Annotated in this window: 14 protein-coding genes and 1 pseudogene; 7 read left to right on the forward strand and 8 right to left on the reverse strand. The window is 66.4% G+C overall.

The features are described from left to right. Positions 1-169 precede the first annotated feature (169 nt). The 4 genes from ACMX2H_RS17860 to ACMX2H_RS17875 all read right to left on the reverse strand — a co-directional run bounded on the left by ACMX2H_RS17860 (position 170) and on the right by ACMX2H_RS17875 (position 4,475). On the reverse strand, positions 170-1,207 hold the full coding sequence (locus ACMX2H_RS17860; protein WP_414962480.1) for an LLM class flavin-dependent oxidoreductase: 1,038 nt from the start codon (positions 1,205-1,207) through the stop codon (positions 170-172). Positions 1,208-1,290: 83 nt separating this feature from the next. Further along, positions 1,291-2,709, reverse strand: a complete 1,419-nt coding sequence (locus tag ACMX2H_RS17865; protein WP_414962482.1) for a lipase maturation factor family protein — start codon at positions 2,707-2,709, stop codon at positions 1,291-1,293. Between the two features lie 262 nt (positions 2,710-2,971). Further along, positions 2,972-3,073: an MFS transporter small subunit gene (locus tag ACMX2H_RS17870; RefSeq protein ID WP_414962484.1), complete on the reverse strand. Its 102-nt coding sequence runs from the start codon at positions 3,071-3,073 to the stop codon at positions 2,972-2,974. A gap of 1 nt (position 3,074) precedes the next feature. Continuing rightward, complete coding sequence (locus ACMX2H_RS17875; RefSeq protein ID WP_414962486.1) at positions 3,075-4,475, reverse strand: OFA family MFS transporter; 1,401 nt, start codon at positions 4,473-4,475, stop codon at positions 3,075-3,077. A gap of 193 nt (positions 4,476-4,668) precedes the next feature. Between ACMX2H_RS17875 and ACMX2H_RS17880 the strand changes: the two genes are divergently transcribed. Beyond that, the gene (locus ACMX2H_RS17880) at positions 4,669-6,270 is read left to right on the forward strand and encodes a sialidase family protein (RefSeq protein WP_414962487.1); all 1,602 of its coding nucleotides are present in this window, start codon (positions 4,669-4,671) and stop codon (positions 6,268-6,270) included. Positions 6,271-6,646: 376 nt separating this feature from the next. Further along, positions 6,647-8,026, forward strand: coding sequence for a threonine/serine exporter family protein (locus ACMX2H_RS17885; protein WP_414962501.1), 1,380 nt, complete (start codon positions 6,647-6,649; stop codon positions 8,024-8,026). Positions 8,027-8,256: 230 nt separating this feature from the next. Here the strand turns inward: ACMX2H_RS17885 and ACMX2H_RS17890 are convergent, their stop codons facing one another. Beyond that, a complete protein-coding gene (locus ACMX2H_RS17890; protein WP_414962489.1) occupies positions 8,257-9,144 on the reverse strand; it encodes a siderophore-interacting protein in 888 nt (295 codons plus the stop codon). Between the two features lie 345 nt (positions 9,145-9,489). Next, complete coding sequence (locus ACMX2H_RS17895) at positions 9,490-10,245, reverse strand: uracil-DNA glycosylase (protein WP_414962491.1); 756 nt, start codon at positions 10,243-10,245, stop codon at positions 9,490-9,492. A 161-nt stretch (positions 10,246-10,406) separates the two neighbouring features. Here ACMX2H_RS17895 and ACMX2H_RS17900 point away from each other — a divergent pair, with 161 nt between their 5' ends. The 3 genes from ACMX2H_RS17900 (at position 10,407) to ACMX2H_RS17910 (ending at position 11,772) form a co-directional block, all read left to right on the forward strand. Next, positions 10,407-10,715 carry a DUF3263 domain-containing protein gene (locus ACMX2H_RS17900; RefSeq protein WP_136786851.1) on the forward strand — a complete coding sequence of 103 codons (309 nt, stop codon included), beginning with the start codon at positions 10,407-10,409 and terminating at the stop codon, positions 10,713-10,715. A 60-nt stretch (positions 10,716-10,775) separates the two neighbouring features. After that, positions 10,776-11,414 (forward strand): LytR C-terminal domain-containing protein, encoded by a 639-nt coding sequence (locus ACMX2H_RS17905; RefSeq protein WP_414962493.1) that lies wholly within the window; start codon positions 10,776-10,778, stop codon positions 11,412-11,414. A 151-nt stretch (positions 11,415-11,565) separates the two neighbouring features. Beyond that, positions 11,566-11,772 carry a cold-shock protein gene (locus tag ACMX2H_RS17910; RefSeq protein WP_136786853.1) on the forward strand — a complete coding sequence of 69 codons (207 nt, stop codon included), beginning with the start codon at positions 11,566-11,568 and terminating at the stop codon, positions 11,770-11,772. A 250-nt stretch (positions 11,773-12,022) separates the two neighbouring features. On the opposite strand, the gene ACMX2H_RS17915 is transcribed toward ACMX2H_RS17910, so the two are convergent. Then, entirely contained in the window at positions 12,023-12,673 is a 651-nt protein-coding gene (locus ACMX2H_RS17915) for a TM2 domain-containing protein (RefSeq protein ID WP_414962495.1), read from the reverse strand. 394 nt (positions 12,674-13,067) lie between these two features. On the opposite strand from ACMX2H_RS17915, the gene groL reads away from it, so the two are divergent. Then, complete coding sequence (groL, locus tag ACMX2H_RS17920) at positions 13,068-14,696, forward strand: chaperonin GroEL (protein ID WP_414962497.1); 1,629 nt, start codon at positions 13,068-13,070, stop codon at positions 14,694-14,696. 182 nt (positions 14,697-14,878) lie between these two features. Here groL and ACMX2H_RS17925 read toward each other — a convergent pair whose 3' ends face one another. Then, positions 14,879-15,802, reverse strand: coding sequence for a DUF4031 domain-containing protein (locus tag ACMX2H_RS17925; protein WP_414962499.1), 924 nt, complete (start codon positions 15,800-15,802; stop codon positions 14,879-14,881). A gap of 51 nt (positions 15,803-15,853) precedes the next feature. Between ACMX2H_RS17925 and ACMX2H_RS17930 the strand changes: the two are divergent. Then, positions 15,854-16,011, forward strand: a pseudogene (locus tag ACMX2H_RS17930) (DUF4440 domain-containing protein); the annotation flags it as partial.

Consider the following 16,011-nt stretch of genomic DNA (forward strand, 5'->3'; position numbering starts at 1 on the left):
TCGGTCTCGGCGCTGACCGCCCGCGAGACCTACAAGGTGCCCACCGAGGAGCTCGGCCTGCGCCGCACCGCCAAGGTCTGAGCCGGAACTCACCTGAGTACGACGTCGGCGGGAGGCTTTCGCTTGAAAGCCTCCCGCCGACGTCGTTCTTAAGGTGAAGCTGTGGTGCCTACTGGGCGAGCTGCTCCCGCACCAGGGGTGCCACCTTGGTGCCGTAGAGCTCGATGGATTTCATGAGCTTCTCGTGCGGGAGCGTGCCCAGGCTGTACTTCATGTCCCACCGGGAGAGGCCCAGGCCCTTGGCGATCTTCACGATCTTGGTGGCGACGGTCTGCGGCGAGCCGACGAACAGGGCGCCGTCCGGGCCCGCCTCGGCCTCGAACTGGCTGCGGGTCATCCGGCTCCAGCCGCGCTCGCGGCCGATCCGCTCCTGCATGTCGGCATACGGCAGCCACATCTCCTCGCGGGCCTGTTCGTCCGTGTCCGCGATGTAGCCGGGAGAATGCGCGCCGATGGGCAGCGCGGGCTTTCCGAACTGGTCCAGCGCGCGCTGGTAGAGGTCGGTGAAGGGGGCAAAGTTCATCGGCGCGCCGCCGATGATCGCCAGCATCAGCGGCAGTCCGTAGTGGGCGGCGCGGACCACTGACTGGGGCGTGCCGCCCACCGCAATCCAGCTCTTCAGGCTGCCGGCCGCCGTGGGCGGGTAGATCCGCTTGTTGTCCAGCCGGGGCCGGGTGCGGCCGGCCCAGGTAACAGGTTCTTCCTTGAGCAGCTCGGTGAAAAGCTGGAGCTTCTCGTCGAAGAGGATGTCGTAGTCGGCCAGGTCCAGGCCGAACAGCGGGAAGGACTCGGTGAAGGAACCGCGGCCCAGGATCACCTCGGCGCGGCCGTTGGAGGCGGCGTCCAAAGTGGAGAAGCGCTGGAAGACCCGGACCGGGTCGTCGGAGCTGAGCACAGTGACGGCGGAGCCCAGCCGGATACGGCTGGTCTGGCCGGCGATGGCGGCCAGCACCACGTCCGGAGCGGACACGGCGAAGTCCTCGCGGTGGTGTTCACCGATGCCGATGAAGTCCAGGCCCACCTCGTCGGCCAGCTTGGCTTCGGCGATGACGTTCCGAATCACCTGGTCATGCGGCAGCAGCTGTCCGTCCGCGCCGGTGGTGACGTCCCCGAAAGTATCAAGCCCGAGTTCGATTGTTTGCGCCACGCGGTGGCCGCCTTTCGTCTGCGTTGTATTGTGCATGCATATGCATCTTGTGGTTACTGGCGGCAACCACGCGGAGCCAGGGGTTATTCCGCGGTGCGCGGCCGGGAGAGCGGCGGCACCAGTTGGCCCGACTCGGCCCGGATCCACCATTGCCCGGTCCGTCGCTTCTCCGCCCAGCTGGAAAAGCGGTAGTGGTACAGCGTCGCGCGGACCAGGAGCGGCGGTTCGCCCTTGAACGGATCGTGCCGCAGCAGCTTCAGCGTGGCCCGGTCCGCCTCCAGCAGCCGGCGCAGCAGCGGGATGAACCAGCTGTTGCCGGGGGAGCCCAAAGCCAGGAACCACATCAGCCAGTCCAGTCTCAGGTGGTACGGGGCGAACTGCCGCGGCATCCGCTGCGGGTCCCCGGGCTTGCCCTTGAAGCCGTACTCCTGCCAATGGACGCCGTCCATCGACCCTTCCACCACCACTTCGTACCGTTGGCGGGTGATGGACCCGAACGCGCCGTAGGCGTTGGCCAGATGCCAGCTGTTGAAGCTGGCGTTCATCAGTTGACGCTTGGCGAACAGGTTCTTCAGCGGCCAGTAGCTCAGATAGACCAGCAGGGCGCTGGCCGCGAGCACCAGCACGGTGAACCACACCGGCTCCGGCTGGTACTCGGGCGTGAAGTCGCCCACCGGCAGGATGGCCTGCACCGCGCCGTCGGACACCGCCGAGAAGGCCAGCAGGATGGTCAAGGTGTTCAGCCAGGCGAAGTTGCCGGATGCCACCAGCCACAGCTGCGTGATGATCACCACCGCGGCCGCGATGCTGCCTACCGGCTGCGGAAAGAACAGGAAAAAGGGCACTACCAGCTGGGCGAAATGGTTGCCGGCCACCTCCACTCTGTGCAGCGGTTTGGGCAAGTGGTGAAAGAACCAGCTGGCCGGATTCGGCATCGGTTGTGTCTCATGGTGGTAGTACAGGGCGGTCAGGTCCCGCCAGACGGTATCGCCGCGCATCTTGATCATGCCGGCGCCGAACTCCAGCCGGAACACCAGCCAGATGAACAGCCACAGCACCGGCGCCGGCGGCGCAACCCGGTCCGAGCCCAAGAACGCGGCCAGGAATCCGGCCTCCAGCAGCAGTGTCTCCCAGCCGAAGCCGTAAAAGGTCTGTCCCACGTTCACGATGGACATGTACAGGAACCACAGGGCCAGGAACGCCACCAGCGGCACCCACGGCGGTCCCAGCTGCGGCAGCCCGGCCACCAAAAGTGCGGAAATGACGACGCCGGTGCCCGCCACCGCACGCAGCCTCCCGTCGGTGTAGCCCCAACGGAACAGGGTGAAGCCGCGCGGCGTGCGCCGTTCCAGCAGCTGTGGCACCGGGAGCAGCCCGTGTTCGCCCAGCAGGGCCGGGAACTGGGCCAGGGCGGAGGCGAAGGCAATCAGGAACACCGCGGCGATGCCCCGCTGCAGCACCTGCCGCGCCAGCTCGAACCCCTCGGCGCTGAACCACTCCATGGCACCTCCAACGCTACGGCGGACCGGTCGGGTGTCAAGCAGCGGGTCGGCTGGCCGGCAGCCCGCCCGGGCGGAAAGTCCCGCCTGCAGCACGCCGGGCGAGCCCCTGTGCCACGGCACGCTCACGGGTCCGCCCATGCTGACAGGCCAACCGGGCGGACGGCACGCTCACGGGCCCGCCCATGCAGCAGGCCCGGCTCAGGAGAGCCGGGCCTGCTGGTTCGTGCCGTGATCGGGGCGGCCGGTCATGCGGTGTGAGGGACTAGCCGAAAAGCGCCGGCACCTTCATCAGGGTCTGCGTGATGCCGTAGAGCAGCGGGATGCCGACCAGTACCCACCCGAGGGCTACTTGTGCTTTCTTCATGTCAGGCCTCCTTTCCGGCCATCACGGATTCGCCGGCTTCGGGGGCCGGGGCCTCGTGGTACTTGCTGTCCACCGGCTTGACCATCAGGTTGGCAATAAAGCCGACGACCAGCAGGCCCACCATGGTCAGCAGCGCCGGCTGGTAGGCCTGCGCGGTGAGTTCGCCCGGCTTGCCCTGGGCGTCCAGGAAGGCGTTGACAATCAGCGGGCCGGCAATGCCGGCGGCGGACCAGGCCGTGAGCAGCCGGCCGTGGATGGCGCCCACCTGGAAGGTGCCGAACAGGTCGCGCAGATAGGCCGGAACGGTGGAGAAGCCGCCGCCGTAGAAGCTGATGATGACGGCCGCCAGCAGCACGTACAGCCCGGTGGAGGAATGGCCGAACAAGGCCAGCACCACGTAGAGCACGGCGCCGACGCCCAGATACAGCATGTAGTTGTTCTTGCGGCCCAGATAATCGGAGGTGGTGGACCAAACAAACCGGCCGCCCATGTTCGCGATCGACAGCAGCCCGACAAAGCCGGCGGCCACGCCCGCCGTCACCAGCGAAACGCCGTCGGGCTGGCGGAAGAAGTCCTGGATCATCGGCGAGGCCTGTTCCAGGATCCCGATGCCGGCCGTGACGTTGCAGAACAATGCGATCCAGACGAGCCAGAATTGGCGGGTCTTGATGGCGTTCTTGGCGGAGACGTTCGCCGTGGTGACCAGCGCCTTGGCCTTGAGCTTGGTGGGATCGAAGCCGTCCGGCTTCCAATCGGCGGCCGGCACCTTGATGGTGAATGCACCGAACAGCATGTAGGCCAGGTAGACCACGGCCAGGGTCAGGAAGAGCTTGCCGACCGCGTCGCCGCTGGCCACCCAGCCCGGTGTGCCGTCGAAGCTGGGGTCATAGAACTGCAGCAGCGCAGTGGAGACCGGGCTGGCGATTAGTGCACCGCCGCCGAAGCCCATGATCGCCATCCCGGTGGCCAGGCCTGGCCGGTCGGGGAACCACTTGATCAGCGTGGACACCGGAGAGATATAGCCGATGCCCAGGCCGATGCCGCCGATCACGCCGTAGCCCAGGTAGACCAGCCAGAGCTGGCCGGTGAAGATGCCCAGCGAACCGACCAGGAAGCCGGAACTCCAGAAAACCGCCGAAGTGAACATGGCCATCCGGGGACCGTTGCGGTCCACCCAGGTGCCCATTACCGCGGCGGACAGGCCCAGCATCACCATGGCAATGGAGAAGATGATGCCGATCTCGGTCAGGCTGACGTCAAAGTGGGCCACCAACGCGTTCTTGTACACGCTGGTGGCGTAGGCCTGGCCGATGCAGAGGTGCACGGCCAGGGCCGCCGGCGGAATCAGCCAGCGGTTGAAGCCCGGAGGGGCGATCGTACGCGATCGGTCCAACCAACTCATCGTTGGGCGTCCTTTCAAAGACGGGGTGAAAGCAGAACTGCAACATGTGTTTCACTTCACATCCTTGCTGATAGTTGAGCTGGGCAACCGGATTCGCCCGGCGTGTCGCGCAGCCCCGCTCCCGCTGCCCGTCGGCACCAGCCAGTCCGGCTACCCACTGCCCTCCCGGCACCGAGGCCGGTACCGTGGAGGAATGGAACAGGTCCTCGCCGTGCGAGGCGTGGGCGGCTACCGCCGCTACCGGGCTCCGGCGCTCGCCGTTGCCCCATCCGGCAGCGTGATCGCCGCTTATGCGGGCTTGGACGGACAGGGCGGACCGCCCCGGTCCGGTGACCTGCTGCTGCGCCGCAGTTTCGATGGCGGAAGCAGTTGGGAACCGCAGCAAGTTCTCTGGGCAGGCCACGCCGGGCAGACCCCGGGCCGGCCTGGGCTGTTGTCCGACGCCGTGACCGGACGGATTTTGATGGCCTTCGTCGCGCGCGACAAAGCCGGCAGTGCCGAAACGGTCGCTGCCGACGCTGCCCGTCGATTTGAACTGATGTCATCCGACGACGACGGCGCCACGTGGCAGCACCGGACAGTCACCCCGCGGTTGGCCTCGGACACCATAACCGGATTGGATAGCGCCGGCTCAGGGACCGGAGTGCATACCGGGCCATTCGCCGGACGGCTGCTGGTGCAGTTCGCCGTGACGGCAGAGGGCGGACGGCCAGGGGCAGCGTCCGGTTACAGCGACGACCACGGTGACAGCTGGACTGTCGGCGAGCCGCTGAAGGCGCCGAACCCAGGCCCAGCGGTCTCGGAGGTGCTGGGGGCCTCCGAGGCCCTTGAGGCACCGGGTGCTTTCCCGGCCGTGAAAATGACGGAACCGGACCCTGACCCGGGCGCCGCGGCCTGTTTGGCCGACGGCCGAGTATTGTTGCACCTGAGCGCGGCACCCAATCGGTGGGCGGCTTTCTCCGACGACGGCGGGCACAGCTATGGGCCGCTGCATCCGGTCGAGGAGCTGGCCGATTCCGGCAGCCCCGGCTCACTGATCCGCTTCGACGGGTTGCCAGCTCTGGGCGGATTGGCCGCCCAGGTGAGCCGCCACTGGTTGCTCGCTGCGAACTGCCAAGATCCAGTGCTGAACCGGAACGTGGTGCTCAGCCTGTCGCGTGACGACGGAGAATCCTGGCCGCACAAACTCACCATCTGGCGCAGCGGCGCCAGCGCCCCTGCCGTGGTGAGGCTGGCCGACGGACGGATTGGCGTGCTGTATGAGCGGCAGGGTAGCCGCGAACTGGTCTACGCCACGGCCGATCCCGGGATGCTCCGGATGGCTTGGCCGCGCGGAGCGGTGACGCGAAAGGCCAGCGCCGGCTCTGGTGGGACGGCGCACGAGACCGGCCCTCTCCCAGTGGTCGGTGACTACCCTCTGCGCTTCGACATGGTGCTGCAGGCGATCCTCAGTACGGACAAGGGGCTGCCGGAGCCGGGCTATCGGGCCGGGGACATGCTGCTTTTTGCTGGACGGGCGCAGGTCATGGGTTCGCAGTTCATGAGCGTGCAACTGTCCGGCACTTTCGACAACGCCGAGGATTTTCCGCCGCGGGAACTTGGGCCGGGTGCGGTGGAGCGCTACCTCCATCCCGTTCATACGGTGACCGCCGCCGACGTCGCTGCCGGCAGTTTCACGCTCGCCTTCACCTGCTCGGCAGCCCCGGTGAATGGCGCTTCCGGAAGTGCTCCAGAGGTGGCACGACGGCGGGAGTTCAGGCTCGACGTCGTTAGCGGAGAAATCAGCGAGGGGTGACGCGCCTCTCCGCCTCGTCGGCAGTGTTGTCCGGGTAGCAGTGTGCAAGGATTTAACCGGGATCAACGACGTCGCCGTCACGGTGGCGATGAGGCAGAACGGAGTGGGAGTGCAAGACAAGGACCCGGACCAGGAATCCATGTCGCCCATGACTCCGCAGGCGGGAATGCTGCCGATCATCAAGCCGAAGAACGTTCCTGCCCCCGACCCGGGCACCGGACGCACCGGCTCCACTGTCGGACCGCAGGCAGCGCATCCTCCGGTGCCGCGCCCCACCGACCGGCCGGTGGCCAAGCAGGTCAAGCCGGTTCCGAGCGGAACCGCACCCTTGCGCGCTTCAGCGGCGGCATCCCGGTCCAACGTGGCGGCGCGCCGCATGCTGCGCAAGCTCGTGCAGGGCGAGGCGCCGCCCACGGCGCCGATGAGCATTGTGGAGCGGCTGGCGGGCAGCCCGTACGCCAACCCGATGATCCAGGCCGCCGGTATTGATACCTCCGCCCGGATTACGTTGGACTTCGCGCTGGACGTGGCGGAAACCATGTTCCGCTACGGAGCCGGCGCGCTGGAGGTGGAAACCAGCATCATTGCCGTCACGGCGGCGTTCGGCCTCAGCGACATCGACGTGGACATCACCAACCAGTCCGTGCTGATCAATTACGCCAAGCCTGACACCGTGCCGATCACGGTGATGCGCGTGGTGCGTTCCTGGACCAACAACTACGCCGGGCTGTCCCTGGTTCATGAGCTGGTCACCGACATTGTCAACGGTGGTGTGGGCCGGAGCGAAGCCAAGGAGCGGCTGCAGGAAATCACCTCCCGCCCTAAGCCGTTCCCGCGCTGGATGGCGATCGGGGCCGGCGGCGTTTTTTCCGGGGCCATCGTTGCCTTCCTGGGCGGCAGCATTTTTGCGGCGCTCGTGGGCAGCATCTCCACCCTGTTGATGGGGTTGGTGGGGAAGAAGCTGAGCAAATGGCGGATGCCGGACTTCTTCATCACCGGCATCGGCGCCTGCCTGGCCACGGTGATTGCGCTGCTGTTCTGGGCACTGCATGTGCCGTTGAGCCCGGCGCTGGTGATCGCCGGCGGCATCTTGTTCCTGCTGCCCACCGGTCGGTTGGTTTCAGCCACGCAGGATGCCATCAACGGCTTCCCGGTCACTGCGTCCGGGCGTTACCTTTCGGCCTTCTTTACCTTTGCCGCCATTGCTGCCGGCGTCGCGGTGGGGCTAGTAGGCGGCACAATGATCGGCATCAGCCTCCCGGAAGTCTTCGTGCAAGGCGAGGGGAGCTACCCCTATATAGTGCGGGCACTCCTGCTGGTGGTGGCGACGATGGCCATCTGCATGACCGAGCAGACCAAACTGAACATGCTGCTGCCCACCGCTGCCGTCGGCTTGGCGGGGCTGCTGATTTACGACTTTGTCCTGTGGGCGGGGATCGGGGACCGGATTGCCCCCGCCGTCGGCGCCGTGGTGATCGGTTTCCTGGGCCGTATTGTCGGCCTGCGGATGGGCTCACCGCAGTTGGTGGTGGCCGTCCCCGCGGTGTTGTTCCTGCTGCCCGGACTGACCGTGTTCCGGTCCATCTATGAACTGACCGTCAATTCGGAGGCGCCGTTCAACGGAATCCTCGGCCTGTTCGGTGCGCTAACCGTGATCCTGGCGATCGCCGGCGGCGCGGTGTTGGGCGACAACCTGGCCCGCCCGTTCACTAAGGGCCTGGGCTCAAACGAAAACCGGCGGGCCCGACGCCGCTAAGGACGCCGGCCGAGGCGCGTCGGAGCGTGGGCCGGCGCGGAGGCGAAACTGCGGGCCTGGCGGCAGGAACAGCCGGAATCCGTTCCGGTGGTCGACCAAGGCGCGCCGGCGCCGCGTGGAGACCGGGATTAGCCATGGCCGCGGCCGGTCCGCACCAGGCCGGAGTCAGCCGCCGCCCGGCCGGGAACTGCCGAATCAAGCCGGGGCGCGCTGGCTCGATGCGAGCCGGATCAGGCTGGTTCGTTCTCCGGGAAGATCTGTCCCACTGGGGTGCGCTTCTCCGCCTGGAAAGCGTCTTCGGCCCGACCATAGGCCCAGTAGCCGGAGATCGAGACCTGCCCGCGCGACAGCCCATGGTCCTTGAACAGGACGTCCCGCAGAGACTTCACCTCGCCGCGCTCGCCGTGGACGAATGCATCCACCCGGCCCTCGGGCCACTCCAAGGCGGAGATGGCGTCCCGTAGCATGGTCGCCGTCCCGGGCGTCTGGCCATGGCGGAACAACCAGTGAATCTGCAGTCCAGCCGGAGTTCCCAATTCCTGGACATCGGCCTCGGAGTCCACCTCCAGGAAGGCATGGCCGCGGGCATCCGGGGCCAAAGCTTCGATAGCCGACGCAATGGCGGGAAGTGCCGAATCGTCGCCAGCGAAAAGGTACCAGTCGGCCTCGGGATCGGGATGGTAGGCGCCGCCTGGGCCGTTGAACATCATCCAGTCGCCCGGCTTGGCCCGTGCGGCCCAAGGTCCGGCGAGGCCTTCTTCACCATGGACTACAAAATCGACGACGACTTCGCGCGTCTCGCGGTCAACCCGCCGGACGGTGTAGGTGCGGGTGACAGGCAGCTTGTCGGCCGGCAGTGTCTCCTTGAGCTCTGCCACATTGACCGGGAGCTCCACGTCCAGCGACGGATCCAGGAAGAAGATCTTGATGTACGGGTCGGTGGCTGCCTTCTCTGCATACCTCTCGGCAAAAGAATCGAAGGCGTCTCCGCTGGCATAGACACGGACCATGTGCTTCGAAAGCCACTCAGTGCGCGTCACTTGGAGGTTGGTCTGCACGCGCGGGGGCCGGCCGCTCCGTCCGGGGCGGGCGGGGGCTGCTGCCGGTTGCGTCTGCATGGGCGTACTACTCCTGACAAAGGGAAACTGCTACTTAGGCCAACCTAACCCAGTGGCTAGGGATTCCCAATTTGGGGACGCGAAAGGTCATCTTGCAGAATCCGCAACCGCCGCTGCAGGCCAGCTCGGCCTCGGTGGGCGAGCCGGAAGGAACCGCTGCGGTGCCTGGTTACGGCCCCTTCGGTTGGTTCGCTCCCAGGTATCGGCCTAACTGTCCATGTTTCAGAGCATCCGCAAACCGCTGACCTGCGACGATGCAAATGGCCCCTTCTGATACATGGGAGCGAGGGGGGCGGATAGCGGAGGGGAATAGGAACCGGGCAAGCCGCCGAAGCAGCCTCGGGCTCAGCGCAGCTCCCACTCCACGGGTTCGGCGTGCTGGGCGGCCAGGAGTTCGTTCACCCGGCTGAAGGGCCGGGATCCGAAGAAGCCCCGGGAGGCCGAGAGGGGACTGGGGTGTGCGGTCTCGATCCTCGGCACGTGTTCCAGTACTGGGGTCAGTTGCTGGGCTTCGCGGCCCCAGAGCAGCGCCACCAGCGGCCCGCCGCGTTGTGCCAGCGCGCGCACCGCCAGTTCGGTGATTTGCTCCCACCCCTTGTTCCGGTGCGAGCCGGCCTTGCCCGCTTCAACGGTCAGGCAGCGGTTGAGCAGCAGCACGCCCTGGTCGCTCCAGGCGCTCAGGTCTCCGTGCTGCGGCGGCCGGAAACCCAGGTCCATCTGCAGTTCCTTGTAGATGTTGGCCAGGCTGCGCGGCAGCGGCCGGACGTGCCGTTCCACCGCGAACGACAGTCCGATGGAGTGTCCCGGAGTCGGGTAGGGATCTTGGCCGACGATCAGCACCTTGACCTTGGACAGCGGTCGCTGGAACGCCCGCAACACGTTCCCCGGTGCGGGCAGCAAGGTCTTGCCGGCGGCGCGCTCGCCGTCCAGATAGGCGGCCAGGTCCCAAAGCATCGGTTCGGCCGGCGCCAGCACTTCGGCCCACTCAGGATGGATGACGCCGGCGAGTTCCTGCGGCGCGGCAAACGGATACGGGGCGCCAAAGTCCGCGGCAGGCGGGCGGGCAGGCAGCGGAAAGAGGGCACCGTCGTCGTAGTTCACCGTTCTATCTTTGCGGATATTCCCCGCCGGCCGGCAATCAGGCCTGGCCGATGGGGAGCGAGTGACAGGCACGGAGGAGCGAATGACAGGCCTGTGATTCGCCCTTATCATGGAGAAGGTATTGATTGCCGCCAGCAAGTATTAGGAAGAGCAGGTGTGTTGTGGCAGGTTCGGCCGAGGCCAGTGCATTTTCACTCGAGGCCGAGGTTGACGACGCCAGCCCGCTGAGCGAACGTGACCAGCGCATGCTGGCGCTGGAGCGGCAGTGGTGGAAGTACGCCGGCGCCAAGGAACAGGCCATTCGCGAACTGTTCGACATGTCCGCCACGCACTACTACCAGATCCTGAATGCGCTGATCGACACCGAGGATGCGCTGGCGCACGATCCGATGCTGGTGAAGAGATTGCGTAGACTACGTACGTCCCGCCAGCGCGCTCGCACTGCTCGCCGGCTGGGCAACGACGCCTGACTCCGGGACCGCCCGGGAGGCCGGTTCCCGATTCGCCACCACCAAGGATGCAGCACCGCGATGACCAAGTACCCCCGGGATGAGTTCGACCAGGTCCCTGAAACTTCAGACCGCCACGGTGTGCACCGCGCCCGCATGGCGACGCCGAAGTCCAACGGCCTGGGCCTGATCATCCTGGCCGCTGTGCTGGCGCTGGCGGTCGGTGCCTTGTCCTTCTTCGTGCTGCCGCTGCTGGGAACCGGGTCGCCGTCGAGTCCGGTGGCCGCGGCCTCCAGCTCTCCAGCCGCCACAGCCTCGGCCTCGCCGTCGGCAACCGAGCAGGCCACCGAAAGCGCTGAAGCGGAGCCTTCCGCGGAGCCGACCGAAGAGGCGAGCGACGAGCCCACCGAAGAAGCCAGCGACGAGCCCACCGAAGAGGCCGCGGCCGTCAACAAGCAGGATCCGGTGATGATCCTCAATGGCGCCGGTGTGTCCGGACTGGCCGGCACCGTGTCGCAGACCGTGCAGGCAGATGGCTGGACCATCGCCGCGGTGGACAACTGGGGCGGCGCACCGCTGTCCGGATCGGTGATCTTCTACAACCCGGGCCAGGAGGCCAACGCGCAGGCGCTGGGTGAACTGCTCGGCATCACGGACCTGCAGGAAAACAGCAACGTTTCGCAATACGTCACCGTGGCGCTCGGCCCCGGCTACCAATAAGCCGCCGCACGGAATTTCCGGGTTTCGGTTACGCCTCAATAACATTAAGTGTGCCGTGGCTCACTTTCTGCTCCATGCGTAGATAGGGTGAGACCACCCTGCCGCTGAACCGTCTGCGGCAGAGGCGGAACTACTGAGTATGGAGAACACTATGGCGCTGGGAACCGTCAAATGGTTCAATGCGGAAAAGGGCTACGGCTTTATCACCGTGGACGAAGAAAATTCCGATGTATTTGTCCACTGGTCCGCAATTCAAATGGATGGGTACCGTTCCCTGGATGAAGGGCAGCGCGTAGAGTTCCAGATCGGCCAGGGCCAAAAAGGTCCGCAGGCAGAAGAAGTCAGGGTCGCTTCTTAGCCAGGACATTAACGACGACGGCGGTGGAGGCTGGGGTGCCTCCACCGCCTTTTCGGCTGGGCTGGCTGTGTAACTTCGCTGGGCTGACCGTGCTGCTTCGCTGGGCTGGTTGAGTAGCTTCGCCGGGCCGCTGCTGCTGCTTCGCAGGGCGGGCTGTGCTGCTTCACCTGCGCTGGCTTTTGAAGCGAAAAGAGCCGCAGCGCAGCGGTTGGGACGCGCTGCGCAGCGGCTCTGATTCGTGTGGGGGCTGCTACTCCTTCAACGGCACGCCACGGGCGTCGCGCTTGAACGGTTCCGCACCCACCAGGATCATGATGCCTTCGATGAAGCCCCATATGGCGCCGACGCCGAAGGTCAGGAACGTGACCACGATCTGCAGCACGCCGATGCCGATGTGGCCCAGGTAGAAGCGGTGGACACCCAGGCCGCCGAGCAGGATGCCCAGCAGGCCGCCGACCAGGCGGGACTTCTGCTCCGGGTAGTAATAGCCCGGCGGCGTCCCGTAATACGGCTGCTGGCCGTAGGGCTGACCCGGCTGACTGTACTGGCCTGGTTGGCCTGGCTGACCGTACTGACCCGGCTGACCGTACTGGTCCGGCTGCCCGTAGGGCTGGCCCGCCTGCGGCGGATACTGCTGGCCGGACGTGCCAAAGGGCGGCCGGTCGGCAGGAGCGCCGAATGGCGGCTGGCCGGGAGTGCCTTGCTGCTGGCCGGCACCGCTAAACGGTGGCTGGCCTGGAGTGTCTTGCTGGTGTCCCGGGGCGCCCGAGGCCTGCTGGCCAAAGGGCCGGTCGGCGGGGCCGCCAAAGGGCGGCTGCCCGATCGGCTTTGTCGGGTTGGCGCCCGTTCCCAATGGTTCGGTGGGGTTGCTGGCGTTCTTCTCGTCGCCTGATTCAGTCATGGTGTCTCCGACCTTGCCCGCTGCCGGGCTGCTAGAAGCTGGTTTCTCTTACCAGCCAATCTACGCGCGAGGGCCCGGCCGTATCCATGGGGGTCCACCCTGATTCTTTGTCCCGGGTCGGTCAGGGTCCTTCGCCCTCCGCGAAGCGGACCGACCGGACCGGACCAACAGGTTGCACTCGACCCCATCGAGTGCTAATTATTGACTTAGCACTCTCGCGGTCCGACTGCTAGAAGTCTCCGTGGGGAGTGAAACCCGCCACCTCGGTGAGGTGAGCGGCGCGGCGTACCGAAACCGCCGTCGTCGTGAGCCGTCCGTCGCGGGCACTGCAGGTGGCCAGCAGCCGTCAAAAGCTGCGTCCAGTGTCTATTGTCCAGAAGGGACGTAAGCCGCTATGGCAAAGATCATTGCATTTGACGAAGAGGCCCGCCGCGGCCTCGAGCGTGGGCTGAACACCCTCGCTGACGCCGTGAAGGTAACCCTCGGCCCGCGTGGCCGCAACGTCGTGCTCGAGAAGAAGTGGGGCGCTCCGACGATCACCAACGATGGTGTTTCCATCGCCAAGGAGATCGAACTGGACGACCCGTACGAGAAGATCGGCGCCGAGCTGGTCAAGGAAGTTGCCAAGAAGACCGACGACGTCGCCGGTGACGGTACCACCACCGCGACCGTTCTGGCCCAGGCCCTGGTCAAGGAAGGCCTGCGCAACGTTGCTGCCGGCGCCGACCCGCTGAGCCTGAAGCGCGGCATCGAGAAGGCCGTTGACTCCGTCACCGCCGAGCTGATCGCCTCCGCCAAGGAAATCGAGACCAAGGAACAGATCGCCGCCACCGCGTCCATCTCCGCCGGAGATCCGCAGATCGGTGAACTGATCGCCGAGGCTCTGGACAAGGTCGGCAAGGAAGGCGTTGTCACTGTCGAGGAGTCCAACACCTTCGGCCTGGAGCTTGAGCTCACCGAGGGCATGCGCTTCGACAAGGGCTACCTGTCGGCATACTTTGTCACCGACGCCGAGCGCCAGGAGACGGTCCTCGAGGATCCGTACATCCTGATCGTCAACTCCAAGATCTCCAACGTGAAGGACCTGGTTGGCATCCTGGAGAAGGTCATGCAGTCCGGCAAGCCGCTGCTGATCATCGCCGAGGACGTCGAGGCTGAGGCCCTGGCCACCCTGATCGTGAACAAGATGCGTGGCACCTTCAAGTCCGTGGCCGTGAAGGCTCCGGGCTTCGGCGACCGCCGCAAGGCCATGCTGGCCGACATCGCCATCCTGACCGGCGGCCAGGTCATCGCCGAAGAGGTCGGCCTGAAGCTGGAGAACGCCACCCTGGACCTGCTGGGCCAGGCCCGCAAGGTGGTCGTGACCAAGGACGAGACCACGATCGTCGAAGGTGCCGGCGAAGCCGACGCCATTGCCGGCCGCGTCAACCAGATCCGTGCCGAGATCGAGAACTCCGATTCCGACTACGACCGCGAGAAGCTGCAGGAGCGCCTGGCCAAGCTGGCCGGCGGCGTGGCAGTCATCAAGGCCGGTGCCGCAACCGAGGTTGAGCTGAAGGAACGCAAGCACCGCATTGAGGACGCTGTCCGCAACGCGAAGGCTGCCGTTGAGGAAGGCATCGTCGCCGGTGGCGGCGTGGCCCTGATCCAGGCCGGCGCCAAGGCGTTCGCCAACCTCAGCCTCGAGGGCGACGAAGCAACCGGCGCCAACATCGTCAAGGTTGCCATCGACGCTCCGCTGAAGCAGATCGCCCTCAACGCAGGCCTGGAGCCGGGCGTTGTGGCGGACAAGGTTCGCGGCCTGGGCGATGGCCACGGCCTGAACGCTGCCACCGGCGTGTACGAGGACCTGCTGGCTGCCGGCGTGAACGACCCGGTCAAGGTGACCCGCTCTGCACTGCAGAACGCGGCCTCCATCGCCGGTCTGTTCCTGACCACCGAAGCCGTTGTCGCCGACAAGCCGGAGAAGGCCGCTCCGGCCATGCCGGGTGGCGACGAGATGGGCGGCATGGGCGGCTTCTAAGCTTCCCGGCCAAACACCTCGGCCTGCTCAGCAGGCCACGGTTGACGCAAGGCGCGGTTCCCAGCAGGGAGCCGCGCCTTGCGGCTTTAACCCCTGTCCGGTCCAGCCCCTGTTCGCTTGAGGTCCTGTCCGGTCCAGCCCTTTTCGGTTCGGGCCCTGCCCGGGTTCAGGCCGTGTCCGCATCAACCCCTGTCCGCGCGTAGCCAGTCCGCTCCGTGGAGTTGCCAAGCCTCCAGCTCCGCGGAGAGGTTCCGCTGGGCACTGTCCAGCCACTTCTCCCGCGCTGCAGGAGTCCGGTACAGCGGGTCCAGTTCCAGCAGCCGACGCACGACGGCGGTGCGTCCCGCGGCGAATTCGGCGTCGGCTACGTGGGCATAGTCTTGGCGGACGTTGCGGACATAGCTGCGGTACTCTGCCGGCCCTCCGCCGAGGACGGCCAGGTCTGCGTCGCACAGCAGGGCCCCGGAAGCGTCCTGGGGACCCGGGGAGTGCCCGGCCGTGAGCAGGACCAGCCGGACCACTTCGGCTGTCTCTTCCGGGCCGATACCCGCGGTGGGCAGCCTCGCGGCGGCCAGCTCCGCGGACTCCTGTTCATCCTGGCCGGCCCGGCCGTTGTAGACCGCGTCGTGGAACCAAGCAGCCAGCCACACTGCGCGTGGCCGGAGCGTGGAGTCTGCTGTGGGGGCGAGCTGCCCCAGCGCTTCCAAAACTGCCAGCAGGTGGCCGGGGGCGTGGTAATGGCGGTGTGGCTCCGCCCAACGCTCCAGCAGTTCGCGGCCTAGATCCTCCTGCCCGGGGAGCAGTTCGTTCCACCGCCGCAGCAATACGCGGCGCAGTTTTTCCGGGCGTTGCCGTGCCGGGATCCGCAGGCCGCTGGCCTGCAGCCGGCGCGTGAGTTCGCCCGCACTGACCTCCACTGCTCCCAATTCGACCAGCTCACGGTAGCGGCTGACCGGCACGTCGTAGTGGTCCCGGTCGAAAGCACGTTCGCGGATCCCGGCGGCCGCTGCGAAGCGTTGCAGTTCAGCCAGCGAGCGGTCCGAGACGAGGTGCGAGAAGTGCGTACCGTGCGCGGGCCAGAGCGGAGGATCGATAAGTATTGCCACCTGCCCAGCCTAGGGCCAGGAATGTCTGCCGGATCTGAAAAGATGGAAATCATGACTATCACTGCTGCCGCCGATGGCTCCGCACTCGGCAACCCCGGACCGGCCGGCTGGGCTTGGTACATCGACGACTCAGCGTGGGCTGCCGGCGGTTGGCCGCACGGGACCAACAATCAAGGCGAGCTGATGGCTGTGCTGGACCTGTTCCGGGC

It is taken from the genome of Arthrobacter sulfonylureivorans, assembly GCF_047607445.1.
GTDB classification, from domain to species: domain Bacteria; phylum Actinomycetota; class Actinomycetes; order Actinomycetales; family Micrococcaceae; genus Crystallibacter; species Crystallibacter sulfonylureivorans_A.